Source organism: Pseudomonas sp. MYb327 (assembly GCF_040438925.1).
In the GTDB taxonomy this organism is placed as follows: Bacteria; Pseudomonadota; Gammaproteobacteria; order Pseudomonadales; family Pseudomonadaceae; genus Aquipseudomonas.
On the sequence record NZ_CP159258.1, the window covers coordinates 3,703,528 to 3,725,517 of the forward strand.

Annotated in this window: 24 protein-coding genes and 1 tRNA gene; 4 read left to right on the forward strand and 21 right to left on the reverse strand. The window is 57.4% G+C overall.

Going from position 1 to position 21,990, the window contains the following annotated elements; genetic code table 11:
- Positions 1 to 82: 82 nt before the first annotated feature.
- The 13 genes from ABVN21_RS16675 to dapA all read right to left on the reverse strand — a co-directional run bounded on the left by ABVN21_RS16675 (position 83) and on the right by dapA (position 10,875).
- Positions 83 to 1,015 (reverse strand): D-2-hydroxyacid dehydrogenase, encoded by a 933-nt coding sequence (locus ABVN21_RS16675; protein ID WP_339554175.1) that lies wholly within the window; start codon positions 1,013 to 1,015, stop codon positions 83 to 85.
- 121 nt (positions 1,016 to 1,136) lie between these two features.
- Complete coding sequence (locus ABVN21_RS16680) at positions 1,137 to 1,430, reverse strand: YcgL domain-containing protein (protein WP_339554174.1); 294 nt, start codon at positions 1,428 to 1,430, stop codon at positions 1,137 to 1,139.
- Positions 1,427 to 2,560, reverse strand: a complete 1,134-nt coding sequence (gene rnd / locus ABVN21_RS16685) for a ribonuclease D (protein ID WP_339554173.1) — start codon at positions 2,558 to 2,560, stop codon at positions 1,427 to 1,429. Before rnd ends, ABVN21_RS16680 begins: the two co-directional genes overlap by 4 nt.
- 123 nt (positions 2,561 to 2,683) lie before the next feature.
- Positions 2,684 to 3,346: a class I SAM-dependent methyltransferase gene (locus ABVN21_RS16690; protein WP_339554172.1), complete on the reverse strand. Its 663-nt coding sequence runs from the start codon at positions 3,344 to 3,346 to the stop codon at positions 2,684 to 2,686.
- The gene (locus tag ABVN21_RS16695; RefSeq protein WP_339554209.1) at positions 3,343 to 4,992 is read right to left on the reverse strand and encodes a phosphoethanolamine--lipid A transferase; all 1,650 of its coding nucleotides are present in this window, start codon (positions 4,990 to 4,992) and stop codon (positions 3,343 to 3,345) included. Before ABVN21_RS16695 ends, ABVN21_RS16690 begins: the two co-directional genes overlap by 4 nt.
- 222 nt (positions 4,993 to 5,214) lie before the next feature.
- Complete coding sequence (locus tag ABVN21_RS16700; protein WP_339554171.1) at positions 5,215 to 5,580, reverse strand: 5-carboxymethyl-2-hydroxymuconate Delta-isomerase; 366 nt, start codon at positions 5,578 to 5,580, stop codon at positions 5,215 to 5,217.
- A gap of 40 nt (positions 5,581 to 5,620) precedes the next feature.
- Positions 5,621 to 6,547 (reverse strand): LysR substrate-binding domain-containing protein, encoded by a 927-nt coding sequence (locus tag ABVN21_RS16705; protein ID WP_339554170.1) that lies wholly within the window; start codon positions 6,545 to 6,547, stop codon positions 5,621 to 5,623.
- Positions 6,548 to 6,695: 148 nt separating this feature from the next.
- Entirely contained in the window at positions 6,696 to 6,887 is a 192-nt protein-coding gene (locus ABVN21_RS16710) for a DUF1508 domain-containing protein (protein ID WP_034150041.1), read from the reverse strand.
- A 298-nt stretch (positions 6,888 to 7,185) separates the two neighbouring features.
- Positions 7,186 to 7,275, reverse strand: a tRNA-Ser gene (locus ABVN21_RS16715).
- 83 nt (positions 7,276 to 7,358) lie between these two features.
- Positions 7,359 to 8,072, reverse strand: a complete 714-nt coding sequence (purC, locus tag ABVN21_RS16720) for a phosphoribosylaminoimidazolesuccinocarboxamide synthase (RefSeq protein WP_034150052.1) — start codon at positions 8,070 to 8,072, stop codon at positions 7,359 to 7,361.
- 28 nt (positions 8,073 to 8,100) lie between these two features.
- Positions 8,101 to 8,859: an MBL fold metallo-hydrolase gene (locus ABVN21_RS16725; RefSeq protein WP_339554169.1), complete on the reverse strand. Its 759-nt coding sequence runs from the start codon at positions 8,857 to 8,859 to the stop codon at positions 8,101 to 8,103.
- Between the two features lie 4 nt (positions 8,860 to 8,863).
- The gene (gene bamC, locus ABVN21_RS16730) at positions 8,864 to 9,979 is read right to left on the reverse strand and encodes an outer membrane protein assembly factor BamC (RefSeq protein WP_339554168.1); all 1,116 of its coding nucleotides are present in this window, start codon (positions 9,977 to 9,979) and stop codon (positions 8,864 to 8,866) included.
- Positions 9,980 to 9,996: 17 nt separating this feature from the next.
- Positions 9,997 to 10,875, reverse strand: coding sequence for a 4-hydroxy-tetrahydrodipicolinate synthase (gene dapA / locus ABVN21_RS16735; RefSeq protein WP_339554167.1), 879 nt, complete (start codon positions 10,873 to 10,875; stop codon positions 9,997 to 9,999).
- A 328-nt stretch (positions 10,876 to 11,203) separates the two neighbouring features.
- Between dapA and ABVN21_RS16740 the strand changes: the two genes are divergently transcribed.
- Together ABVN21_RS16740 and ABVN21_RS16745 are read left to right on the forward strand one after the other, a co-directional pair.
- Complete coding sequence (locus ABVN21_RS16740) at positions 11,204 to 11,764, forward strand: glycine cleavage system protein R (RefSeq protein ID WP_007979776.1); 561 nt, start codon at positions 11,204 to 11,206, stop codon at positions 11,762 to 11,764.
- 10 nt (positions 11,765 to 11,774) lie between these two features.
- Positions 11,775 to 12,248: a peroxiredoxin gene (locus tag ABVN21_RS16745; RefSeq protein WP_339554166.1), complete on the forward strand. Its 474-nt coding sequence runs from the start codon at positions 11,775 to 11,777 to the stop codon at positions 12,246 to 12,248.
- Positions 12,249 to 12,333: 85 nt separating this feature from the next.
- Here ABVN21_RS16745 and ABVN21_RS16750 read toward each other — a convergent pair whose 3' ends face one another.
- Both ABVN21_RS16750 and ABVN21_RS16755 read right to left on the reverse strand, forming a co-directional pair.
- Positions 12,334 to 13,404, reverse strand: a complete 1,071-nt coding sequence (locus ABVN21_RS16750) for an AI-2E family transporter (RefSeq protein ID WP_339554165.1) — start codon at positions 13,402 to 13,404, stop codon at positions 12,334 to 12,336.
- Between the two features lie 31 nt (positions 13,405 to 13,435).
- Entirely contained in the window at positions 13,436 to 13,675 is a 240-nt protein-coding gene (locus ABVN21_RS16755; protein ID WP_339554164.1) for a sulfurtransferase TusA family protein, read from the reverse strand.
- Positions 13,676 to 13,773: 98 nt separating this feature from the next.
- Between ABVN21_RS16755 and ABVN21_RS16760 the strand changes: the two genes are divergently transcribed.
- Positions 13,774 to 15,207, forward strand: a complete 1,434-nt coding sequence (locus ABVN21_RS16760; RefSeq protein ID WP_339554163.1) for a M48 family metalloprotease — start codon at positions 13,774 to 13,776, stop codon at positions 15,205 to 15,207.
- Between the two features lie 75 nt (positions 15,208 to 15,282).
- Here the strand turns inward: ABVN21_RS16760 and ABVN21_RS16765 are convergent, their stop codons facing one another.
- From ABVN21_RS16765 to rpoE, 4 genes are all read right to left on the reverse strand, one after another.
- Positions 15,283 to 16,710 (reverse strand): DegQ family serine endoprotease, encoded by a 1,428-nt coding sequence (locus tag ABVN21_RS16765; RefSeq protein ID WP_339554162.1) that lies wholly within the window; start codon positions 16,708 to 16,710, stop codon positions 15,283 to 15,285.
- Positions 16,711 to 16,888: 178 nt separating this feature from the next.
- On the reverse strand, positions 16,889 to 17,848 hold the full coding sequence (locus tag ABVN21_RS16770; RefSeq protein WP_339554161.1) for a MucB/RseB C-terminal domain-containing protein: 960 nt from the start codon (positions 17,846 to 17,848) through the stop codon (positions 16,889 to 16,891).
- An 8-nt stretch (positions 17,849 to 17,856) separates the two neighbouring features.
- Complete coding sequence (locus ABVN21_RS16775) at positions 17,857 to 18,444, reverse strand: RseA family anti-sigma factor (RefSeq protein WP_034150062.1); 588 nt, start codon at positions 18,442 to 18,444, stop codon at positions 17,857 to 17,859.
- A gap of 31 nt (positions 18,445 to 18,475) precedes the next feature.
- The gene (gene rpoE / locus ABVN21_RS16780; protein ID WP_003172477.1) at positions 18,476 to 19,057 is read right to left on the reverse strand and encodes an RNA polymerase sigma factor RpoE; all 582 of its coding nucleotides are present in this window, start codon (positions 19,055 to 19,057) and stop codon (positions 18,476 to 18,478) included.
- Positions 19,058 to 19,614: 557 nt separating this feature from the next.
- On the opposite strand from rpoE, the gene nadB reads away from it, so the two are divergent.
- Positions 19,615 to 21,231 (forward strand): L-aspartate oxidase, encoded by a 1,617-nt coding sequence (gene nadB / locus ABVN21_RS16785; RefSeq protein ID WP_339554160.1) that lies wholly within the window; start codon positions 19,615 to 19,617, stop codon positions 21,229 to 21,231.
- On the opposite strand, the gene ABVN21_RS16790 is transcribed toward nadB, so the two are convergent.
- Together ABVN21_RS16790 and ABVN21_RS16795 are read right to left on the reverse strand one after the other, a co-directional pair.
- On the reverse strand, positions 21,200 to 21,652 hold the full coding sequence (locus ABVN21_RS16790; protein ID WP_339554159.1) for a protein YgfX: 453 nt from the start codon (positions 21,650 to 21,652) through the stop codon (positions 21,200 to 21,202). The genes nadB and ABVN21_RS16790 overlap by 32 nt on opposite strands.
- Positions 21,636 to 21,890, reverse strand: a complete 255-nt coding sequence (locus tag ABVN21_RS16795; protein WP_007898624.1) for a succinate dehydrogenase assembly factor 2 — start codon at positions 21,888 to 21,890, stop codon at positions 21,636 to 21,638. The genes ABVN21_RS16790 and ABVN21_RS16795 overlap by 17 nt, the downstream gene beginning before the upstream one ends.
- Positions 21,891 to 21,990: the final 100 nt, after the last annotated feature.

A 21,990-nucleotide genomic window follows, 5' to 3' on the forward strand; every position in this document is an offset into this window, starting at 1 on the left:
GAGGCCGTGTCAATCAAAGCGGTATTGAATGACACAACGCTATCGCGAGCAGGCTTGCTCCCACATTTTGATTGAGCCGTCTTTAGTACCCGCGATCGAAATCCACTTCCCCGCGCAACGCTTCACCCGCCTGATACGCCCGCAGGTTCTCGACAAACAGCTTCACCATCAGCGAAGGCGAGGTCGGTGCCGAACTGTGGCCGGTCAACAACAGCCCCCAGGCCGTCCAGAATGGATGACGTTGCGGCAGTGGCTCCTGGCGGCAGACATCGATTACCGCGCCCACCAGATGCCCTTCCTTCAAGGCTTCAACCAGGTCCGCATCGACCACGGCAACGCCGCGACCGACATTGATAAACAAGCCGGTCGGCTTGAATTGCTTGAACAACGCCGCATCGTAGATATCGTGAGTGTTCGGCGTATTTGGCAGCAGATTGACCACGTAATCCACTTCACCCACCAAGCGAGGCAAATCCGCCAACGAGCCGACTTCGACAAACGGCGCCTGCTCCCGGGCCGAACTGGCGATGCCGTACAACTCGACGCCGAACGGCAGCAGGAATTGCGCGACGGTCTGCCCGATATCACCGGTGCCGACGATCAACACCTTGCGCCCCGCCAGGCTTTGGCCATGGCGACTGTCCCACTTGCGCTCGACCTGGCTGACCAGCCGCGCAAGCACTTCCCGCTCGTGACCGAGCATATAGGTGAGTATGAATTCGGCCATGACCTGACCGAAAATCCCCACCGCGCGGGTCAAGCGATAATGCCGGGGCAAGCCGTCGGCCAGCAGCGGCGTGATACCCGCCCAGGTCGATTGCAGCCACTGCGGCTGGTGGCCCTGACGCAGCAAGGTCGCCAGCAGGTCGGGCTGACCCAGCCAGACCGGGCAATCAGCGGCCTGACGGGCCAGTTCAGCGGAGTCACCGCTGGTCAGCACTTCCAGATCCGGCGCTGCTTCGCGCAACAGTTGGGCGTACACAGGGTGGTCGTGCTCAGCAATCAGAACGCGCATGCTACAAACCTTTCGAAAAACAGTGCAGACGGCCACCGGCAGAGTATCGCTCTGTCGTCGCGGCCATCGCCAAAATCATTCCAGTGTTTCACAAAGGCTCTGAACAGAGCCTGTACGGCGACTACATCGGATCGTTGCGTCGCAGCAACTCTTCCGGCAAGTGTTCGATGTACTCGTCTTCGGCCGGTGGCATTTGCAGGTGGTAGCCCTGCTTCTCGAGGTTTTCCAGCACCACGGTGATGTCCTCGCGCGACAGTTTGCGCTCGGGGGACAGCACCAGGTCGAAGGCGTGGATGGCTTTGCCGAAGGCAAGCATCAACGGCTCGGGTACTCGCTCCAGAGCATCGCTCTTGAGCACATACAGGTACATTTCGTTTCGCTTCGAGCTGCGGTAGATGGAGCAAATACGTTTCAAGGCTGTTCTCCGGCGGCGGCCAGGCTGTCGAGCAGCGCCTGGCCCATCAATTCGCGGCGCCAGCCACGCAACGAATCAGGCAATTGGTAGGGACCATTGGGGAAGCCGCTCTTTAGCAGCGCTTCCAGGGTTTTCTTGCGCAGCATCAGTTCGGGCACGATGTCCAGGCGCTCGGCTTCGGCCTGACCGATGGCTTTCATCTGTTTGAGCAGTACGGCGGCATCCACCGGCAATGGCTCCGGCACGGCTGGCGGCCATTGATCCGGCGACACACTGCCAGAGCGCTTGATCAGATCAAGCAGAAACTCGCCGTCCTGACGCACGGTACGTGGGTGCATGTCTTCGATTTTTGCCAACGCACCGAGGTTGTCCGGCTGAGTACGCGCCAGCGGCCACAGCGAGTGCTCGCGGATGATACGGTTGCGCGGCAGGTCACGGGCGCGGGCCTCGATTTCGCGCCAGGCGCAGAGTTCACGCAGCACGGCGAGTTGCGCGCGGGATAGCTTCCAGGCCAGCTTGGCGTCGCGGTAGACCTCGTACGGATCGATCTCGCGGCGCAGGTTGGCCACCAGTTCGGCACCGTCTTCCAGGACCCAGGCGTATTTGTCGTCAGACAGCTTCGGACGAAGCTTCACGAACACTTCCGCCAGGTGCACGGCATCTTCGGCGGCGTAGCTGATCTGGGTCTCGGAAAGCGGACGCTGCAACCAGTCGGAACGGGTTTCGCCCTTGGGCAGGTCGATGCCGAGCACTTCTTGCACCAGACGCGAATAGCCCATGGAGAACCCGAGATTCAGGTAAGCGGCGGCCAATTGCGTGTCGAACAGCGGCGCTGGCAGGCTCCCGGTCAGGCGAAGCAGGACTTCGAGGTCTTCGCTGCAGGCATGCACGACTTTGACCACCGCCGTGTTCTCCAGCAACGCGGCCAAGGGTTGCCAGTTGTCGATGGTCAGCGGATCAATCAGGTAAGCACGTACGCCATCGCCCACTTGCAGCAGGCCGGCAATCGGATAGAAGGTGTCGACCCGCATGAATTCGGTGTCGAGGGCAACGTAGGGCAGCTGCTGCCACTCGGCGCAAAACCGGCCGAGGCTATCGTTGTCGCGAATCCAGTGAATATCGATGGCCACACGGCTCTCCCTTGAAGAATGGCGCGCAGTATATATCGCCCCCGGCGAATTCCGCGCATCCACTGAACAAGAGCATTAGCGAAAATTCCTGCCTACTGCAAAGAATAGTCCGACAAAACCGGGCTAACTGACCTTACGCAACACGTAAACACGCATCGGTGCACAGCCGGGGAAAAAATCCTGATGGCTGAGCACGCAAAAACCGGCACGCTTGAACTCCCTCTCCACCTCGACTTTGCTGGCCAGCGGTCTGGCTGCAAGCCCCGGCACGTCGGTGGGCCGTCGCATGAATCGGCCGCCGACCCGTACCGCCACAATCACCGTATCGCGGCTGACCCGGTGAAATTCGCCCAGCATCGCCAAACGATGCTCGGGGCTGGTCATGTGCTGAAACAGTTGCATGCAAAAAATGCAGTCCACCGCATTCTCTGACAAGCCAATGTTGAAGGCTGAACTTTGAAAGGTCCGGATGCGCTTCATCAGGTCTTGCGGATGGTGGGTGCGGGAATGATCGAGAATATCCTGCGAAGGGTCGGTCGCCAGGATCACCCGGTTAGCGTGCTTGGCCAGCACCGGCCAGTATCGCCCTACGCCGCAGGCCACATCGAGGATCAGCCCCGGCTCGCCGGCGACATTGAGCGCAGTGCGCACCAGTTGCTCGTCACGCCAGAATCCCAGGCGTCCGGTCAGACCTTGCGCGCGCGGCTGCAAACAGACGCGCGCGTGTTCCTGGTCGTAGCGCCTGGCGAACTCAAGTTCGATGGCGGATGGGGGTTGGGCACTCATTCTTTGGCCAGTACACCGTCGATAACAGCGCCACGGCAGCCGGCAAACATATCCAGATCCTGGTTGTAGACCTTGCTGCTGACCTCCAGCAACCCCAACATCGAATGGAACAGGTTGTCCTGGCTCAAGGGTTTTTCACGGCTCAGTTGCAGGCAATGAGTGTCCACCGAGAACGACTTTTGATAGCTGTCGGAAAACCACGCCAGCATCGCAACATGCTTCTGTTGTTCCGGCGCCAGCATGTAAGGCGTGCCATGGAGGAACAAGTTGTATTCGCCCAGAGACTCGCCGTGATCCGACAGATACAGCATTGCCGTGTCGACTTTGTCCTGATTGCTGCGCAACACATCGATCAGGGTCGACAACACATGATCGGTATACACCAGCGTGTTGTCGTAGCCATTGACGATACTTTCGCGACTGCAGTTGTTCAGTGCATTGCTTTTACAGACCGGGGTAAAGCGTTCGTATTCTTTCGGATACCGCTTGTAATACTCGGGACCGTGGCTGCCCATCTGGTGCAACACCAGAACCGTGTCTTTATCCAGCGTATCGATGAAGTGCTGCAAACCTTGCAGGAGGATTTCATCACGGCACTCACTGTTGGCGCACAGCACCGGGTCTTTCAGGTTGCTGACATCCTGGAGCGTGACGCGGTCGCAAGTACCTTTACAACCCGACTGGTTGTCACGCCAGACGACATCGAGACCGGCACGCTTGAGCACGTCCAACAGCCCCTCTTCGTTCTTCGCCTTGCTGGCGCTGTAATCCTTGCGGCCCATATTGGAGAACATGCAGGGCACCGACACGGCGGTTTCCGTGCCGCAGGAGTGCACATCCGTAAATGCGATCAGACCGGGCTGTTTATCGAGGTTTGGCGTGGTGTCGCGGTCATAACCGAGGATGCCGAAGTTTTCAGCCCGGGCACTTTCGCCCACTACCAGGACGGTCAGGGATTTACGGCCGTGTGCCTGCCAGACCGGGTTTCTCTCGGCATCTGCACCGACTTCGACAAAGGGCTGACGTGCCGACGCGACTTGCTCGCGCAGATATCCGAACGAAGCACCGATGTAGTTGCTCGGCACTACCATAAGACGCAACTCATGGTGATTGCGAAACAGAGAAGACAAGCCTTGATAATTAACCATCGCAACGCCGCCAAGGACTGCTACCGATGCAACACTCACCAGCAGTTTGCTTAACAACTCACGATGCCAGCGACGATAATTAATCGGGGCTTTCCATAACATCAACGACGGCAAAATACCGAGAGCCACAATATAAACAAGCAACTTTAATGACAATAAGTCACGCACTTCCGTGGCATTGGTTTCTGCGAAGTTACGCAACATGCCCGCGTCAATCAAAACACCATACTGGCTCATGAAGTACGCCACACCCGCACTGATCATGAACAGCAATATCAAGACAGGCTTCAGAACAGACCGGAACGCCAGCAGAGTCAGCACAACGTTGAAGGCCGCAAGGATCATTACCCCGAATGCCACGCGTATGACAACGCCTTTGCCGTCACCCGCCGTGATGTCAAACAGGTGTTGCCATAGCACTAAATTGAAAGCGATCAATAAAAAGGCACTGGCAATCAATGTCACCCACTCGGGGCGCACGGCTTTAATCTTCAACATGATGAGTGGCTGTTCCTGAAAAGAAGTGCCGTCGGTAAATGTGAAAATTTCATTTACCGCGACAGCATTAACTCTAGGCAGCCAACCATCAATTTTTCGTGAAAAAGAAGCCAACAATTAGTTGGCCTCTTATATCAACATGAAACTATAAACTTATTTGAGAATGATTCAGCTCGGGTTCAGATTGCAGGCTAATACCCGCTCGCTTGTCGTCGCCGTAGATTATTTGCTGATCGCGATCTTGCTGTAGGACTCACGATCAATGTCGAGGATCTCGACACACAACTGGACTTCAACGCCTGCCGGCCATGCACAGAGATCCTGCACCACCGCCAGCAAGCTTTCCGACAGCTGCTTTTTGATTTGCGCCGAACGCCCGCTCAACACGGCCAGCTTCACATGCACAAATCCTCGCTCCGCCAATGCGGTACCGACCTTGAACGTCTCGACCTTTACCGCGCGACCCTTGATGTCGGATTCGGCACCGAACTGGCCGGAGCCCACCAGCGCATTGTTGAGCCGTAGCAACGCCACATCGGCATTCAGATCAGGCAGGTTGGCGGTGTATTCCATGTGCAGGTGTGGCATGGCGTAACTCCTATAGGTCGGCGGAAAGTTCGTACATACATTATTGGGACAGCGACAACAGATTGCGCTCGCCCATGAACGTTTCAATTCGTGAACGCAACCAGCGTTCGGCGGGGTCGCTGTCGGCATGGCTGAGCCAGACCATCGACAGTTCCAGTGTCTGGGTTTTGAACGGAAACGGCTCCGTGAATAGCTGACCCGATGCCGCCATCGCCTGGGCGGTGTAATCCGGCAGGCTGGCAATCAGATCTGTCCCGGCAAGCAACGCCGGCAGCGAACTGTACTGCGGCACCGAGAGCACTACCTGACGTGAACGACCAATCTGTGCCAGCCACTCATCGGCGAAACCACTGACGTTGGCGATGTGAGACACCAGCACATGCGGGCGCGAGCAATATTCATCAACCGTCAACGGCGTATCGGAGGCATCGGCTCGCAACACACTGGGGTAAATGTGCCGCAGCAACTTGCGCTTGGCATTGGCCGGCAGACCGCGAGTCTGGCTGATACCGACCGTTATGTCGCCAGACGCCAGCAAATCGGGAATCCGCCAATAATCGACGTTCTGCACCACGAATACCACTTTCGGCGCTTCCTGGCGCAGCGCGCGCAGCAGTGGTGGCAACAATCCGTATTCGACGTCGTCCGACATGCCGATACGAAAGGTCATGGTGCTGTTGCTCGGGTCGAAATCGTGGGTCAGGCTCAAGGCCACCGACAACGAATCCAGCGCCGGCGACAGGTAGCGAAAAATCTCTTCGGCCCTTGCGGTCGGCTCCATGCGATGACCAACACGAATGAACAGCGGATCGTCAAACATCGTGCGCAAACGGTTGAGCGCCGAGCTGATGGTCGGCTGGCCAAGAAACAACTTCTTCGCCACCTTGGTGACGTTGCGCTCAAGCATCAGCGTTTCAAACACCACCATCAGGTTGATGTCAGCCTTGCGTAATTCGTTGCGATTCATCCACCGATCCCAATCCCCAATCCTGCTGACAGTTTAGGGAGGTGTTCCAATCGGCGTCTATGCAACCCGAGCGAATAGCCGCAACACTTCGCAATAAACCGCCCGATTGGAACAAAGCTGCTGACAAAGCAACTTCGCCATCCGAAAGCTAGATCTCCTTGACCGGGGTTTGATCGCAAGTCCCCTTGATCAGACTGATCGCATGTACGCAATCTGACTTGTTGACGTATGCCTCTCCGCTGGCAACCGTTTCATGATTCCCCGCGCGCAAACGCCACCGCCATTGGCCTTTGCCGGTTAGAACGGTGCCGCGGGTTTGCCTGTAAATCTCAAAATACATTGCTCGCTCCTTGCGATTGCTGGTGACGGCAGATCAGTGACCTGCGATAGCCAGAGTAGATGAGGTTCTTTTGGGAAGAAGTAAACGAGTGTCAGGGGATATTTCGCAGAAAAGGCCTTGAATCACGGGCGGACCAATGGAATCAGGGCGAGGTAATTTGAGCGACCGGGATGGGTAACTTTTCTTCTGAACAGGCAAACATTTCTCACCCGGAGCCGCGGCTAAATCTGACGCACTGAAAATCACGCACAACAAAAAGCCCCGTAGCTTATTCGGCTACGGGGCTTTTTCTATGTAATGGCGGAGAGATAGGGATTCGAACCCTAGGTACCGGTGAAGGTACAACGGATTTCGAATCCGTCCCATTCGGCCACTCTGGCATCTCTCCAACGGCGCGCATCATAACAACACTTTTGCCGGAAGCGAACCCCCTAAGCGAAATTTTTCCGTGCTATCAGATGCTTGCGTCGATTAAAGCGGTACGCCCAGACGATTGGCGACTTCTTCGTAGGCCTCAATGACGTCACCGAGGCCCTGACGGAAGCGGTCCTTGTCCATTTTCTTCTTGGTGGCCTTGTCCCACAGACGGCAGCCGTCCGGGCTGAATTCGTCGCCCAGGACGATGGAGCCGTCGTGGAACACGCCGAATTCCAGTTTGAAGTCGACCAGCAGCAGGCCCGCGTCGTCGAACAGTTTGCTCAACACTTCGTTGACCTTGAGCGACAGTTCTTTCATGCGAACCAGTTGCTCGGCGGTGCCCCAACCGAATGCCACGACGTGGGATTCGTTGATGAACGGGTCGCCCTTGGCGTCGTCCTTCAGGAACAGTTCGAAGGTGTAAGGGTTGAGCTTCATGCCTTCTTCAACGCCCAGACGCTTGACCAGGCTGCCGGCGGCGTAGTTACGCACGACGCATTCGACCGGGATCATGTCCAGCTTCTTGACCAGGCACTCGTTGTCGCCCAGCAGCTTGTCGAACTGGGTCGGCACGCCGGCCGCTTCGAGTTTCTGCATGATGAAGGCGTTGAACTTGTTGTTCACCATGCCTTTGCGGTCGAGCTGCTCGATGCGCTTGCCGTCGAACGCCGAAGTGTCGTTGCGAAACAGCAGGATCAGACGGTTAGCGTCGTCGGTCTTGTAAACCGACTTGGCTTTGCCGCGGTAGAGTTCTTCACGTTTTTCCATGATGGGCTCCGCTTGCTAAGTAGATGGGCTAGGCGATGTGTCGCCAGTCGAGCCCTGAATCTTGATCGGCCAGTTGCAGCCAGTCCGGGTCGCACCCGAGGGTGTCGACAAAACATTGCCGGGCCAGCTGCGGCAGGTTGTTCTTGCTGCTCAGATGGGCCAGGACCAAATGTTGCAGGCCTTGCCAGCCCAACTCGGCCACCAGGAATGCCGCCTGATGGTTGTTCAAATGTCCCAGTTCACCGCCCACCCGCTGCTTCAGGAAGTACGGGTAGTGACCGCGAGCCAGCATGTCACGGCAATGATTGGCTTCGATCATCAGAGCATCGAGATCCCGATAGCCATCCAGCACCTTGTTGCAATACGAACCCAGGTCGGTCAACAGGCCAAAACGCCGTTCACCGTCACTGAAGACATATTGCGTCGGCTCCTGCGCATCGTGGGCCACGGCAATGACACCGATGCTCAAGTTGCCGACTTGCAGTTGCTCGCCGCCGGCCAGGAAGCCCGCGGGTTCAATCGGTTTGCGCATCCCGCGCAGGGTGCCGCGACTGAGGTAGACAGGCAGATTGTAGCGCCGAGACAGCAAACCCACGCCATGCACGTGGTCGGCATGTTCGTGGGTCACGAGTATCGCGCTCAACTGCGCAGGGTTCACACCCAGGCGCAGCAGGCGTTTTTCGGTTTCTCTCAAAGAGAAACCACAATCCACCAGCACATACGTATCAGCACTGGCTATCAGCGTGCCGTTCCCTTGGCTACCGCTGCCGAGAACGGCAAAACGCATGTGATCAGCCCAGGTTGTCCTGAATCACGCTCAACACTTTGCGCGCCACGTCAGCCGGCGCCACGGTATTGATGTTTTTCTCGACGGTGACCTGAACGCTCTCGCCTACCTTGCTCAGGCGAACCTGATAACGCTCGGCACGGGCTTCAACTTCTTCCTTGTTCGGCGTACTGCCAAACAGGCTGCTGAAGAAACCTGGCTTGTCGTCCTTCTTCTCGGCTTTTTCCGCCAGGTTGATGTAGTACAGGCCCAGGCTACGGTTGATGTCTTCAACGCGCCATTCGCCCTGTTCCAGCGCACGACCGACGCTCGACCAGGCACGATCCAGGTCCGAACCGACGTTCAGCACGGGGTTGCCGCTGCCGTCTTCGCTCAGGCTGACACGGTTAGGCGTATCGAAATCACGGGAGGCCAGCATGGAGACCGAACCGCCCTTCTCCGAGATACGGCTCATGCTCGCGAGCATGTCGTCGACCAGTGCCGCGTCCAGGCCAGTGTTGACCGAACGGTTGGTGAAGGCCACGTCGGCGGTGCTACCGGCAGGACGCTCGGCGGTGACTACGTAGATTTCACTGGTATTGCGCTGCACGCCCGGCTCGATACGCACTCGAGCACGGATTTCGCCGTCAGACGCGACACCGGCTGCGTCCAGGCGCTTGGCCATCGCTGCAGACAGTTCGTCGGAGTGCTGCCAGGTCGTGGTGAATTCGCCGGTTTGCGGGCGTTGCTCGTCCAGACGGAAACCGTTGTCCTGGAAGAACTGAACGGCCACTGGCCAGGCTTCCGCCGGTGGGTTCTGCGCCAGGATCCAGCGCGAATCACCGCTCTTCTGCATGGTGTAGGCGCTGGCATCGGCAGCGGCCGTCAACGGCTGCGGACGAGGAACGACGTATTCACCCTTGGCGGTGTCATCGGCCACATTGCGCGGAATTGGCAACAGTGGATCCAGACGCTTGGCGGTGGTGATATCCGGTGGCAGTTGCATCGGTGCAGTTTGTTGCGCTTCCAGGTAATCGCTACCACGGTCACGGAAATAACCTTCCGGGCCCCAGATCCATCCGCAGCCACTGGTGCTGGAGATAATCAAGGCAAGTGCGGAAAGTCCGGCCAATCGCTTCATGCGTAGTACTTCCTCAATTAAACCAGGACGCCGGACTGGCGCATGGCCTGTCGCAGCGGTTCGTGACATTCGGCGCTGAGCCAGGTGAGCGGCAGACGGATACCGTCCGGCATCAAGCCCATTTCATGCAGCGCCCATTTCACGGGAATAGGGTTGGATTCGATAAACAGGGTTTTATTGAGCGGCATCAGCTTTTCGTGAATGGCGCGGGCCTTGTCGGCTTCACCATTCAGCGCGGCGATGCACAGGTCTGCCATTTCGCGCGGAGCGACGTTGGCAGTGACCGAAATGTTGCCTTTGCCGCCAAGCAGGATCAGCTCGACAGCAGTGGCGTCGTCACCGGAAAGCACCAGGAAATCCTTGCTGACGCCGTCGATGATGGCCTTCGCGCGGCTCAGGTCGCCAGTGGCTTCCTTGATGCCGATGATGTTTTTAACTGTCGACAGACGGATCACGGTCTCGGTCTGCATGTCGCAAGCAGTGCGACCTGGCACGTTGTAGAGGATCTGCGGGATGTCGACAGCTTCGGCGATTGCCTTGAAGTGCTGGTACAGGCCTTCCTGGGTCGGCTTGTTGTAATACGGCGTGACCAGCAGGCAAGCATCGGCGCCGGCAGTCTTCGCGTTGGTGGTCAGTTCGATGGCTTCGCGAGTCGAGTTGGCGCCGGTACCGGCGATCACCGGAATGCGGCCATTGACCTGCTTCACTACGCGACGGATGACTTCAATGTGTTCGCTCACATCAAGAGTCGCCGATTCACCTGTAGTGCCGACCGCCACGATGGCGTGGGTGCCGTTTTGCAGGTGAAAGTCCACCAGTTTGCTCAGGCTGTCCCAGTCGAGACGACCCTGTGCATCCATAGGTGTGACCAGTGCCACCATACTGCCCGCAATCATGCAACCGCTCCTGCCGGAAAAAGAGAGCCGTAATGGTACTGGCGCCAAGATGCTTGTACAAGCGAAGTACTGCGCTGCCGCCATTCCCCTTGGCGCCGCTTTTCGCTACCCTTCAGACTTTGATCGGTACTGACAAGCTCGTACGTCGGGTTTCAGCCTCCATTTTCGGCATCACAAGCCCCGATCCAGCGTTGCCACCCCTCGCTCCTGCCATTGTGGAGCACGTTGCAACCTGCGCCTCGGGTTTTCTGAATTCGCATCCGCAGGCTCGCCCCCGGCTAAACTGGCCGATAGAAGTATCGACCGCTCATCGCTTTAGGAATGCTGCATGTCCACCCCCACAGTTCGCGAACAATTCCTTGTCATCAGTGCCCTCGGCGCCAACCCCATGGAGCTGACTAACGTCCTGTGCCGCGCCAGCCATGAAAATCGCTGCGCCGTGGTTACTTCTCGCCTGACGCGTCATGGCGAGTGCAGTGCGCTGGTCCTCGAAATCTCCGGCAGCTGGGACGCCCTGGCGCGCCTCGAAGGCAGCCTGCCGGTATTGGCAAAGCGGCACGCGTTCACCGTCAACGTGGTGCGCAGCGCCGCCCTGGAGAACCGTCCACAGGCCCTGCCTTATGTGGCCTATGTCAGCTCGGCCTACCGTTCGGACATCATCAACGAACTGTGCCAGTTCTTCATGGACCACAACGTCGAGCTGGAGAACCTGACCTGCGATACCTATCAGGCTCCGCAAACCGGCGGCACTATGCTCAATGCCACGTTTACCGTGACCTTGCCTGCCGGTGTGCAAATCAGCTGGTTGCGCGATCAGTTCCTGGACTTCGCCGACGCGCTGAACCTGGACGCCCTGATTGAACCCTGGCGCCCACAGAACCCAATGTAAGGAAGCTTTCATGGCCGTTGCCATCGACCAACCGGTTGCCGATTTCGAAGCACCCGCCACCAGCGGGCAGACCGTCAGCCTCGCGAGCCTCAAAGGCAAGCAAGTGGTGATCTATTTCTATCCGAAGGACAGCACGCCGGGCTGCACTACACAGGGTCAGGGCTTTCGCGATCAATTGGACGCTTTTAAGGCAGCCAACACCGAGGTTTTCGGTGTGTCGCGTGACAGCCTGAAATCCCACGAGAACTTCAAGGCCAAGCAGGCGTTCACCTTCGAGCTGATCAGCGACAAGGAAGAAGCACTTTGCCACCTGTTCGATGTGATCAAGCTGAAGAAGCTTTATGGCAAGGAATACATGGGCGTGGATCGCAGCACCTTCCTGATCGACAAGGATGGCGTATTGCGCCAGGAATGGCGTGGCGTGAAAGTGCCGGGGCATGTTGATGCTGTTTTGGCGGCGGCCCAGGCCTTGAATAAAGCTTAAGCCTTAAAAGATCACAGCCTTCGGCAGCTCCTACAGAGTTTACGAAATCCTGTAGGAGCTGCCGAAAGCTGCGATTTTTTACAATCTAAAGCAACGGCGCCACCATCGGTTCCTTGCGCGGCCACGCATCAAGCACAGCCTTGAACAGAGTCGCCAGGGGAATCGCAAAAAACACCCCCCAGAAACCCCACAACCCGCCAAACAACAGCACCGCACAAATGATCGCCACCGGGTGCAGGTTGACTGCTTCCGAGAACAGCAACGGCACCAGCACGTTACCGTCCAGCGTCTGAATGATCCCGTAGACCGCCATCAAATAGATGAACTGATCGCTCCAGCCCCACTGGAATAGCGCAATCAGGAACACCGGCACGGTCACCACCACCGCCCCGACGTAGGGCACCACCACCGACACGCCGACTAGCAACGCCAGCAGCGCCGCGTAGTTGAGCTCCAACACGACGAATGCGATATACGTCACGCCACCGCAGATGAAAATCTCGATGACCTTGCCGCGGATGTAATTGGCGATCTGCCGGTTCATTTCATGGGCAACACGGGTGATCAAGGCGCGCTCCCGGGGCAAATAACCGCGCACCCACTGCCCGATCATTTGCCGATCCTTGAGGAAGAAAAACACCAGGATCGGCACCAGCACCAGATAAATCATGATGTTCACCAGCAGCGGCAAACTCGACAGCGAGAACGTCAGCGCCCATTGGCCGAACTTGCCGATCTCGCCTCGCGCCACTTCGATGGCCTGCAGAACCTGCTCATCGGAAACCAGATGCGGATAGCGTTCAGGCAGTAACAGCAGCAGCGACTGCCATTTAGCGAGCATGCCTGGCAACTCGTTGAATAACGTAATCAGTTGATGCCAGAGCAACGGCACCACGACCACGATGAACACCAGCAACAGCCCCATGAACAAGGCAAAGACCAACCCCACCGCCACTCCGCCAGGCACCCGCAGTCGTTCGAGGGTCACCACCAGCCCCTGCATCAGGTACGCCAGCACCATCCCCGCCAACACTGGCGCCAGCATGCCGCCCAGCGTAAGCACGGCTGTGAACGCTAGGAACAGCAGGACTGCCAGAACCACGGCTTCTTCATCAGAGAAGTAGCGCTGAATCCAGTCGCGTAAAACTTTGAACATCAATAATCCTTATGAACAAACGCAGCAGGTTTCAGGCTTTTTTCAACCAGTAACGGTAAATGCCCGCCTCATCTTCTTCGCGAAGCAGCGTATGACCGGCCAATCGGGCAAAGGTGCGGAAGTCACGCTGCGAACCAGCGTCCGTAGCGATGACCTTGAGCACCGCGCCACTGGCCAGCCGATTGAGTTCCATCTTCGCCTTGAGCAACGGCAACGGACAATTCAGGCCACTGGCGTCCAATTCAACGTCATGGGCTACGGCGTCGGTCATTGCATAACTCCGGGTCGGGTGTTTGAGTTGCTTAGAATATCTGGTCGCAAGGCTGGTGTCCGGCTACAGTAAGGTCTTTGTCGACTAAGGCTTTGTGCATGACTTTTTTGCGCCCTACCCTGCTGACGCTCGCTTGCCTGCTCGCCTCACCGGGCTTTGCCGACGACCTGCCGTCACTCGGCGACGCCAGCTCTGCCATCGTCTCGCCGCAACAGGAATACCAATTGGGCCGCGCGTGGCTGGCGCTGTTGCGCAGCCAGGTACCGCAGCTCAACGATCCGCAGCTCAAGGATTATGTCGAATCCAGCGTCTACCGACTGGTCGAGACCAGCCAGGTCAATGACCGACGCCTGGAGTTCATCCTGATCAACAGCCCACAGCTCAACGCCTTTGCGGCACCGGGCGGGATTGTCGGGGTAAACGGCGGCCTGTTTCTTAACGCCCAGACCGAAGGAGAATATGCCTCGGTACTGGCTCACGAATTGGCTCACTTGTCGCAACGTCACTTCGCCCGAGGCGTCGAAGCCCAACAGCGTATGCAAGTACCGATGATGGCCGCCTTGCTGGCCGGGATCGTGATTGCAGCAGCCGGTGCCGGCGATGCCGGGATCGCCGCCATTGCAGGCACGCAAGCAGCGGCCATTCAGGAACAGCGACGGTTCTCCCGCCAGAACGAACAGGAAGCCGACCGCATAGGCATCGTCAATCTGGAAAAGGCCGGTTACGACCCGCGCTCGATGCCCACCATGTTCGAGCGTCTGGGGCGTCAGTACCGCTTCGATGCCAAGCCACCGGAATTCCTGCTGACTCACCCGGTCACCGAATCGCGTATCGCCGATACCCGCAATCGCGCCGAACAAGCTCCCCAGGGCGGTATCGAAGATACCCTGCGCTATCAGCTGATTCGTGCACGGGTCCAACTGATTTATGAAGAAACCCCAGGGTTGGGCGCCAAGCGTTTCCGCGCGCTACTGGATGAAAACCCGAAAAGCGATGTTGCTCGCTACGGCCTGGCGATCGCGCAAATCAAGGGCGGTCAACTAAACGAAGCAAGGGAAAACCTCAAGTTGCTGTTGGCCAAGGCGCCGAACGAGATCATCTACAACCTCGCGCAGGTCGATCTCGACATTACCAACAATCGACTCCCGGACGCACAATCCCGGGTTGACCGGATGCTGACCCAGTACCCCGGCAACTACCCGCTGAACCAGGTACGTGTCGACCTGCTGCTCAAACAGAACCGCGCCGCCGATGCGGAAAAAGCCCTCGAAGGTCTGCTCAAATCGCGCCCGGATGATCCGGACGTTTGGTATCAGGTTGCCGAGACTCGCGGCTTGTCCGGCAACATCATCGGCCTGCATCAGGCGCGCGCCGAGTATTTCGCGCTGGTGGGCGACTATCGCCAGGCCATCCAGCAACTGGATTTCGCCAAGCGCAAGGCAGGCAGCAACTTCCCATTGTCGTCGCGTATAGATGCCCGCCAGCGAGAGCTGATGGAGCAGGAGCGCATGATCAAGGACATGATGGGCTGACCTGCCTCTCAGCCAAAAAGCAGACACAAAAAAACCGCCTCTTACGAGGCGGTTTTTATTTAGCCAACAACCGGACTATTCGGCCAGTTTGAACGTGATGAAGCTGGCACGGCCCTGGCGCAACACTCTCATCGACACCGATCGATTCTTCGGCAGCGACTTGGCGATGTCCGTGAATTGCTTACTGGACTCGATCGCCTGATTGTTCAGGTGAGTGATCACATCACCAGGCTGCAAACCGATCATCGAAGCAGGACCGTCCTGAACCTCCTTGATCACCACGCCGCCTTTGAGGTCGTAGGTTTTCTTTTGCTCTTCGGTCAGTTCCGCCACGGCGACACCCAGGCGATTGCTGCTGCGCTCGGTGCTGGATTTTGGCAAGGAGTCCAGTTCTTTGCCTTCTTCCGGAATAGCACCAACCGTCAGCTCTACATTTTGACGCTTACCTTCACGGATCACTTCCAGATTGGCTTTCGAGCCAGCCTTCAGCGCCCCTACAAGGTGCGGCAGGTCAGCGGACATAACGATCGGTTGACCGTTCATGGTTAGAATCACGTCGCCGACTTGCAATCCACCTTTGGCAGCCGGGCCATCATCCTGGATCTGAGCGACCAGCGCACCGGCCGGCTTCTCCAGACCGAACGACTCGGCCAGATCCTTGTTAACTTCCTGGATCACCACACCCAACCAGCCACGGCTGACTTTGCCACCGCTTTTCAACTGATTGGAAACGTCCATGGCCACGTCGATAGGAATCGCGAACGAGACGCCCATGAAACCACCGGAGCGGGTGTAGATCTGCGAGTTGATCCCCACCACTTCACCATTCAGGTTAAACAGCGGACCGCCGGAATTACCCGGATTGATCGGCACGTCGGTCTGGATGAATGGCACATAATTTTCGTTCGGCAGGCTGCGACCGACGGCGCTGACGATGCCTTGGGTCACTGTGTGATCAAAGCCGAATGGCGAACCAATTGCGACTACCCACTGGCCGGCTTTCAGATCCTGGGATTTGCCGAGTTTCAAAACCGGCAGATCCTTGCCTTCGATCTTCAGCAGCGCGACGTCGGAACGCGGGTCGGTGCCAACCAGTTTGGCCTTCATTTCGCTGCGATCGGCCAGACGTACGAGAATTTCGTCGGCGTCGGCGATCACATGGTTGTTGGTCAGGATGTAGCCATCAGACGAGATGATAAAACCGGAACCCAGGGATGTTGCTTCACGCTGACGATCACCGCGAGGCGAGCGTTGTTGCGGCGGCATGCCGCGTTCGAAGAATTCGCGCAGCATCGGCGGCAAACCTTCGAGGTCAGGCATTTGCTCACTGACTTTGCGGTCCGGCAGTTTTTGCGTGGTGCTGATGTTGACCACCGCAGGCGAGGCCTGCTCGACCAGTTGAGTGAAGTCAGGCAACTCGACCGCTTGAACAGCGACCGCCTGACCGAGCATGAACACGGTGGCAAAAATGGAAAGGTAAGATTTCAAGCGTGGTATCGACATACGGCTCCCGTTACGACGAGCATGGTTAAGCGATATGGATCAAGGAACACCGGGAAAGATACGCCGGTATTTTTGTTCCGGAAACAACAAACAAGGCCAGAGCCGAGGGGCTCTGACCTATAAAAAATTTTGAGGGTATTTGCAAACTGAAATGCTCACGAAACATTTCGATTTGAGCTCACTGCGTGGTTGCAGCAGCGTTATTGCGCATGGAAAGTGCAATCCGCTCAGCGGTGCCGGCCGGAATTTCACCAACCACGGTCACCATCATCTCGCCTTGCGGTGTGATCAAGCGTCGGGAGACAGCAACGGTTGGGCCCAACTGAGTGCGGGTATCGGTGACAGCAGCGCCGTTCAATGGCTCCAGGAAGACCGAAAATCGAGCCAGACCATCGTCATACATCAAGCTGTTGACCTGGGTTTTGGTTTCGGGATCCTTATGCGCCGTACTGCTGGTCAATTCGAAACCGGGTGGTAGCCAGTCCGAACGCCAAACTTGAGCAGTTTTAACTGCAGAAGCCTTGTCGCTTTCAAGATTCACTACCTTGCAATCGGCACCAGGCTGCAAGTTGGCCTCAGAAGGAACGTTTGCGGTATCCAGTTGCGTGAACTGGAATCTCTCCAGCAATTGCCCTTTGTCATTTAGCAGCAACGACTTGAGAGGTAGGCCGGTTTCTTTATCCAGATGCAGCTCAAATCCATAGCGGTGTTGGTCGCGAGGGGTTAGCGAAACGATCACTGCCGGTCGACCAGCCACACGCGACTTGCCTATAACGGCAAGGTCATACCAATTCTTGAGCTTTTGCGGATCGAGTGCACGCGCCGAGGAGTTGGGAGAATCCCCCAGCCCCGCGATCAAAATGCCGCTTACGCATTGAGTATGTCCATCAACGCGCACGACTTCCTGTGCTGAGCCGTCGAGCTGGAGTAACCGCTCGCGAACTTTGCCATCCTGGACACGGTGCCAGATGTTGTGGGTAGAGAAACTACCGTTACGCTCGTAGACGAAAGTACCGAAAAAGCTTTGCTGTTGCTCGGCCTGACCCAGACGGCTCAACCAATCCTGGGCTTCATCGGCGTGGGCTGGAACAACGAACCAGCCACTGAGCAAAAGCGAAAGTAGAGGTATGGCGCGCATGATCCTCCTTAACGGTTTTCCAAGCTTGCTGCACGAGCGTAAGGCAGAGCACTCTCAGTACCTTTCAGTGCAGCCTGTTGAGCATGTTGGCGCAGATAGCCTGGCAAACGCTGATCGTGCCAGCCTGGCTGACCTTGCAACACGCCGTTGGCCATAGGACCAGTGGCTTCTGAACTTTCATTGTAGCCTGCCAAAACAGCCGGGCCTTTAACTTGAGGAGCAGCCAGATTTTGTTGGCTGGATTGCTGTGCCAATTCGACACCAGCGATCTCGTCTTGATTATAAAGACGAACACCTGCCAGTACGGCAACCGTTACCGAAGCAGCCACCGCCAGACGACCCAGGCTGCGCCATGGACCACGGGAGACTTTTGCCGGTACAGCTTCGTCAGCCAGAGCCGCAGAGACTGCCGCTGCGATATCCAGACGTGGAAGCAACAGATCCTTGTGCATCACTGCCCGAGCGATTTGATAACGAGCCCAGGTTTCACGGGTTTCAACATCGTCACAGGCACTCAGTACCCGACGCAATTCCAGTTCGTCCGCTTCGTTATCCATCACTGCGGACAGCGATTCCTGCAGGGCTTCACGACTCATGGCGTTCCTCTCTTGGCTGTCGCCGCTGTCTTTAGTTTTCCTGCAACAACGGCTGCAGGGCTTTATCGATGGCCTCCCGGGCGCGGAAGATCCGAGAGCGCACGGTGCCTACCGGACATTGCATGACGCTCGCAATGTCCTCGTAACTCAGACCATCGAATTCACGTAAAGTTAAAGCCGTACGCAAATCTTCTGGCAGTTGCTGAATGGTTCGATGGACGGTGCCTTCGATCTCATCCCGCAGCAAAGCTCGTTCTGGTGATTCGAGATCCTTGAGGCCATGATCGCCATCGTAGAACTCTGCATCCTCGGAACTGACATCGCTATCCGGCGGCCGACGACCGCGTGAAACCAGATAGTTTTTCGCCGTGTTGATGGCGATGCGGTAAAGCCACGTATAAAACGCGCTGTCTCCGCGAAAATTTCCAAGCGCTCGATACGCCTTGATGAAGGCTTCCTGCGCCACGTCCTGGGCTTCATGGGTGTCGTGCACGAAACGCACGATCAACCCGAGAATTTTGTGCTGGTATTTCAGCACTAGCAGATCGAATGCACGCTTGTCGCCGCGCTGTACGCGTTCGACCAGTTGCTGATCCTCTTCCTGGGTTAGCATGAACACTCCTCGATAAGCTTGGAGGAGGTTTGCATAACTAAACGACCGGACTTGCAAACATAGACTCGGGCTTTTCGCAAAAGTTCTCCCCCTCCAGGCAAGTTTCCTGCGGGCTCTGATTCGGCACGCACGAAAAACGCAGCGCGAGATGACCCGGCTGCGCGAATAATCTTGTCATCGGACTCGTCGATCAGGATCCAACCGCGACCCTGCACTGAACCCGACACTGTTCCTTGACTCAGGCAACCGTCTATTGATCTTGGGCCTTTGGCAAAAGTTCCAAATATTTATAGCTGCCTGAAACCGACATTGTGCAACCTTGAATAGAAAAAGACTGTTAAATCCACGATACAGTCTCTTGGTCACCGAAACCGCCGAAAAAACATCCGACGAAGCGTCAGGTGTTTTCTGTCACGGTAGTTTCACATTGCCATATGGGCTCGGGTATTGTGCCGCTCCCCCCCTCTATATACTAGTGGGCTGTGCGGCCGCCTGACTCTCCTGTCCAGATGTCTGGCGCCTACCCCGACCCGGGTCGCTTTGAGCGGAATCCTGAAATGAGCCAACAGTTTCAACACGATGTTCTGGTAATTGGCAGCGGCGCTGCCGGCTTGAGCCTTGCGCTGACCTTGCCCAGTGATTTGCGTATTGCCGTATTGAGCAAAGGCGACCTCGCCAATGGCTCGACTTTCTGGGCGCAAGGGGGCGTCGCTGCCGTACTGGATGATACCGACACTGTCGAATCCCACGTCGATGACACCCTCAATGCCGGAGGCGGCCTGTGCCACGCAGACGCCGTGCGTTTTACCGTAGAACACAGTAAAGAGGCGATTCAGTGGCTGATTGACCAGGGAGTGCCATTTACCCGCGATGAACAGTCCGGCACCGAAGACGGTGGATTCGAGTTTCACCTGACCCGCGAAGGCGGTCACAGTCACCGACGCATCATCCATGCTGCAGATGCCACCGGAGCTGCGATTTTCAGGACGCTGCTGGACCAGGCCAAGCAAAGGCCGAACATCGAGCTGCTGGAACAGCGAGTTGCTGTCGATTTGATCACCGAAAAACGCTTGGGTCTGGAAGGCGATCGTTGCCTCGGCGCCTATGTGCTCAATCGCGGTACCGGCGAAGTGGATACTTACGGCGCCCGTTTTGTGATTCTCGCGTCCGGCGGCGCGGCCAAGGTCTACCTCTATACCAGCAACCCCGATGGAGCCTGCGGTGACGGCATCGCCATGGCCTGGCGTTCGGGTTGCCGGGTGGCGAATCTGGAGTTCAACCAGTTTCACCCCACCTGCCTATATCACCCGCAAGCCAAGAGTTTCCTGATCACCGAGGCCCTTCGCGGTGAAGGTGCACACCTGAAGCTACCCAACGGCGAGCGCTTCATGCAACGCTTCGACCCACGAGCGGAACTGGCCCCACGGGACATCGTCGCCCGCGCCATCGACCATGAAATGAAGCGACTGGGCGTCGATTGCGTCTATCTGGACATCAGCCACAAATCCGAAGAGTTCATCAAGACACACTTTCCGACGGTGTATGAACGCTGCCTCGAATTTTCCATCGATATCACAAAGCAGCCGATTCCGGTGGTGCCGGCGGCGCACTACACCTGCGGCGGTGTCATGGTGGATCAACAGGGTCGCACGGATGTGCCAGGTCTTTACGCAATTGGCGAAACCAGCTTCACCGGCCTGCATGGCGCCAACCGCATGGCCAGCAACTCATTGCTGGAGTGCTTTGTTTACGCGCGCTCGGCGGCGGCGGACATCGTGGAGCAGTTGCCACAGGTTTCAGCGCCTGTCGCTCTGCCCGTGTGGGATGCGAGCCAGGTGACCGACTCCGATGAAGACGTGATCATTGCGCACAACTGGGATGAACTGCGGCGATTCATGTGGGACTACGTGGGTATCGTGCGCACCAACAAGCGTCTGCAACGGGCCCAGCACCGAGTGCGCCTGCTGCTCGACGAAATCGACGAGTTCTACAGTAACTACAAAGTCAGCCGGGATTTGATCGAGCTACGCAACCTGGCTCAAGTGGCCGAGTTGATGATTCGCTCAGCGATGGAGCGCAAGGAGAGTCGTGGCCTGCATTACACCCTCGATTATCCGAAAATGCTGCCGGTAGCCCTGGACACTATTCTGGTGCCATCCACCTACGCCGACTGAACTTGAGCCGGACTCGCAGGCGTCGGTGAACATCCGCCGCCTGCGAATCCCGGGGCACGCAAATGGCCCTTACCCGGCGCTCGTCGCGCAAACGAAAACGCAACACCACGATCAACGGCAGCGCCAGGCTGTCAGGACGCAACTGCACCGGCTGCCATCCCCCCGCCCGACTCCACAACTGCCAGCCATCAGCATCGCGGCGCAAACCGCAAAACGCCTGCGGGTGCGTCAGCATGATCTGACGAGGCAATGCCCAAGCGCCATGCAGCAGGCAGCAAAAAGTGCCGAGCAAACTGGACCAAAGGGGTATGGAGAGTAGAAACAGCGCTCCCAGCGCGAACAACTGGGCCAACAGATACGCCGCCAGCAACTGCCGTGAGGCATGCCAGCGGCATTCGAAACCATTACTTGGGCTGGACACGATCCAGAATCATGCGAACCATGCGCTGAAGCTCCGGATCTTCCGATTCGGCACGTTCCATGAACCAGCCGAACATGTCCTGATCCTCGCACTCGAGCAACCTGACGTAGCAGGCGCGATCGACCTCGTTCAAGTGCGGGTAGACCTCTTTCACAAACGGCACCAGCAACACGTCAAGCTCAAGCATGCCGCGGCGGCTGTGCCAGTAGAGGCGATTCAGTTCAACATCTTCGACCATGGAGCGCTCCTCAAATAGGCCGCAAGTATACAGCCCCGCGCCTCGTCGAACAGTCGGCTTTGGTCGGGCACATGTGATCCTTTGTGAACTACCCATTTCA

What these genes read in the sequence shown, in the direction of transcription:
- ABVN21_RS16705 (WP_339554170.1), bottom strand. Translation starts at nt 6,547, where the DNA reads ATGAATCGCAACGAATTACGCAAGGCTGACATCAACCTGATGGTGGTG.
- ABVN21_RS16695 (WP_339554209.1), bottom strand. Translation starts at nt 4,992, where the DNA reads ATGTTGAAGATTAAAGCCGTGCGCCCCGAGTGGGTGACATTGATTGCC.
- purC (WP_034150052.1), bottom strand. Translation starts at nt 8,072, where the DNA reads ATGGAAAAACGTGAAGAACTCTACCGCGGCAAAGCCAAGTCGGTTTAC.
- bamC (WP_339554168.1), bottom strand. Translation starts at nt 9,979, where the DNA reads ATGAAGCGATTGGCCGGACTTTCCGCACTTGCCTTGATTATCTCCAGC.
- ABVN21_RS16770 (WP_339554161.1), bottom strand. Translation starts at nt 17,848, where the DNA reads ATGCGCGCCATACCTCTACTTTCGCTTTTGCTCAGTGGCTGGTTCGTT.
- ABVN21_RS16710 (WP_034150041.1), bottom strand. Translation starts at nt 6,887, where the DNA reads ATGTATTTTGAGATTTACAGGCAAACCCGCGGCACCGTTCTAACCGGC.
- ABVN21_RS16795 (WP_007898624.1), bottom strand. Translation starts at nt 21,890, where the DNA reads ATGGTCGAAGATGTTGAACTGAATCGCCTCTACTGGCACAGCCGCCGC.
- dapA (WP_339554167.1), bottom strand. Translation starts at nt 10,875, where the DNA reads ATGATTGCGGGCAGTATGGTGGCACTGGTCACACCTATGGATGCACAG.
- ABVN21_RS16765 (WP_339554162.1), bottom strand. Translation starts at nt 16,710, where the DNA reads ATGTCGATACCACGCTTGAAATCTTACCTTTCCATTTTTGCCACCGTG.
- ABVN21_RS16760 (WP_339554163.1), top strand. Translation starts at nt 13,774, where the DNA reads ATGACTTTTTTGCGCCCTACCCTGCTGACGCTCGCTTGCCTGCTCGCC.
- ABVN21_RS16750 (WP_339554165.1), bottom strand. Translation starts at nt 13,404, where the DNA reads ATGTTCAAAGTTTTACGCGACTGGATTCAGCGCTACTTCTCTGATGAA.
- ABVN21_RS16740 (WP_007979776.1), top strand. Translation starts at nt 11,204, where the DNA reads ATGTCCACCCCCACAGTTCGCGAACAATTCCTTGTCATCAGTGCCCTC.
- nadB (WP_339554160.1), top strand. Translation starts at nt 19,615, where the DNA reads ATGAGCCAACAGTTTCAACACGATGTTCTGGTAATTGGCAGCGGCGCT.
- ABVN21_RS16745 (WP_339554166.1), top strand. Translation starts at nt 11,775, where the DNA reads ATGGCCGTTGCCATCGACCAACCGGTTGCCGATTTCGAAGCACCCGCC.
- ABVN21_RS16775 (WP_034150062.1), bottom strand. Translation starts at nt 18,444, where the DNA reads ATGAGTCGTGAAGCCCTGCAGGAATCGCTGTCCGCAGTGATGGATAAC.
- ABVN21_RS16690 (WP_339554172.1), bottom strand. Translation starts at nt 3,346, where the DNA reads ATGAGTGCCCAACCCCCATCCGCCATCGAACTTGAGTTCGCCAGGCGC.
- ABVN21_RS16700 (WP_339554171.1), bottom strand. Translation starts at nt 5,580, where the DNA reads ATGCCACACCTGCACATGGAATACACCGCCAACCTGCCTGATCTGAAT.
- rpoE (WP_003172477.1), bottom strand. Translation starts at nt 19,057, where the DNA reads ATGCTAACCCAGGAAGAGGATCAGCAACTGGTCGAACGCGTACAGCGC.
- ABVN21_RS16675 (WP_339554175.1), bottom strand. Translation starts at nt 1,015, where the DNA reads ATGCGCGTTCTGATTGCTGAGCACGACCACCCTGTGTACGCCCAACTG.
- ABVN21_RS16755 (WP_339554164.1), bottom strand. Translation starts at nt 13,675, where the DNA reads ATGACCGACGCCGTAGCCCATGACGTTGAATTGGACGCCAGTGGCCTG.
- ABVN21_RS16725 (WP_339554169.1), bottom strand. Translation starts at nt 8,859, where the DNA reads ATGCGTTTTGCCGTTCTCGGCAGCGGTAGCCAAGGGAACGGCACGCTG.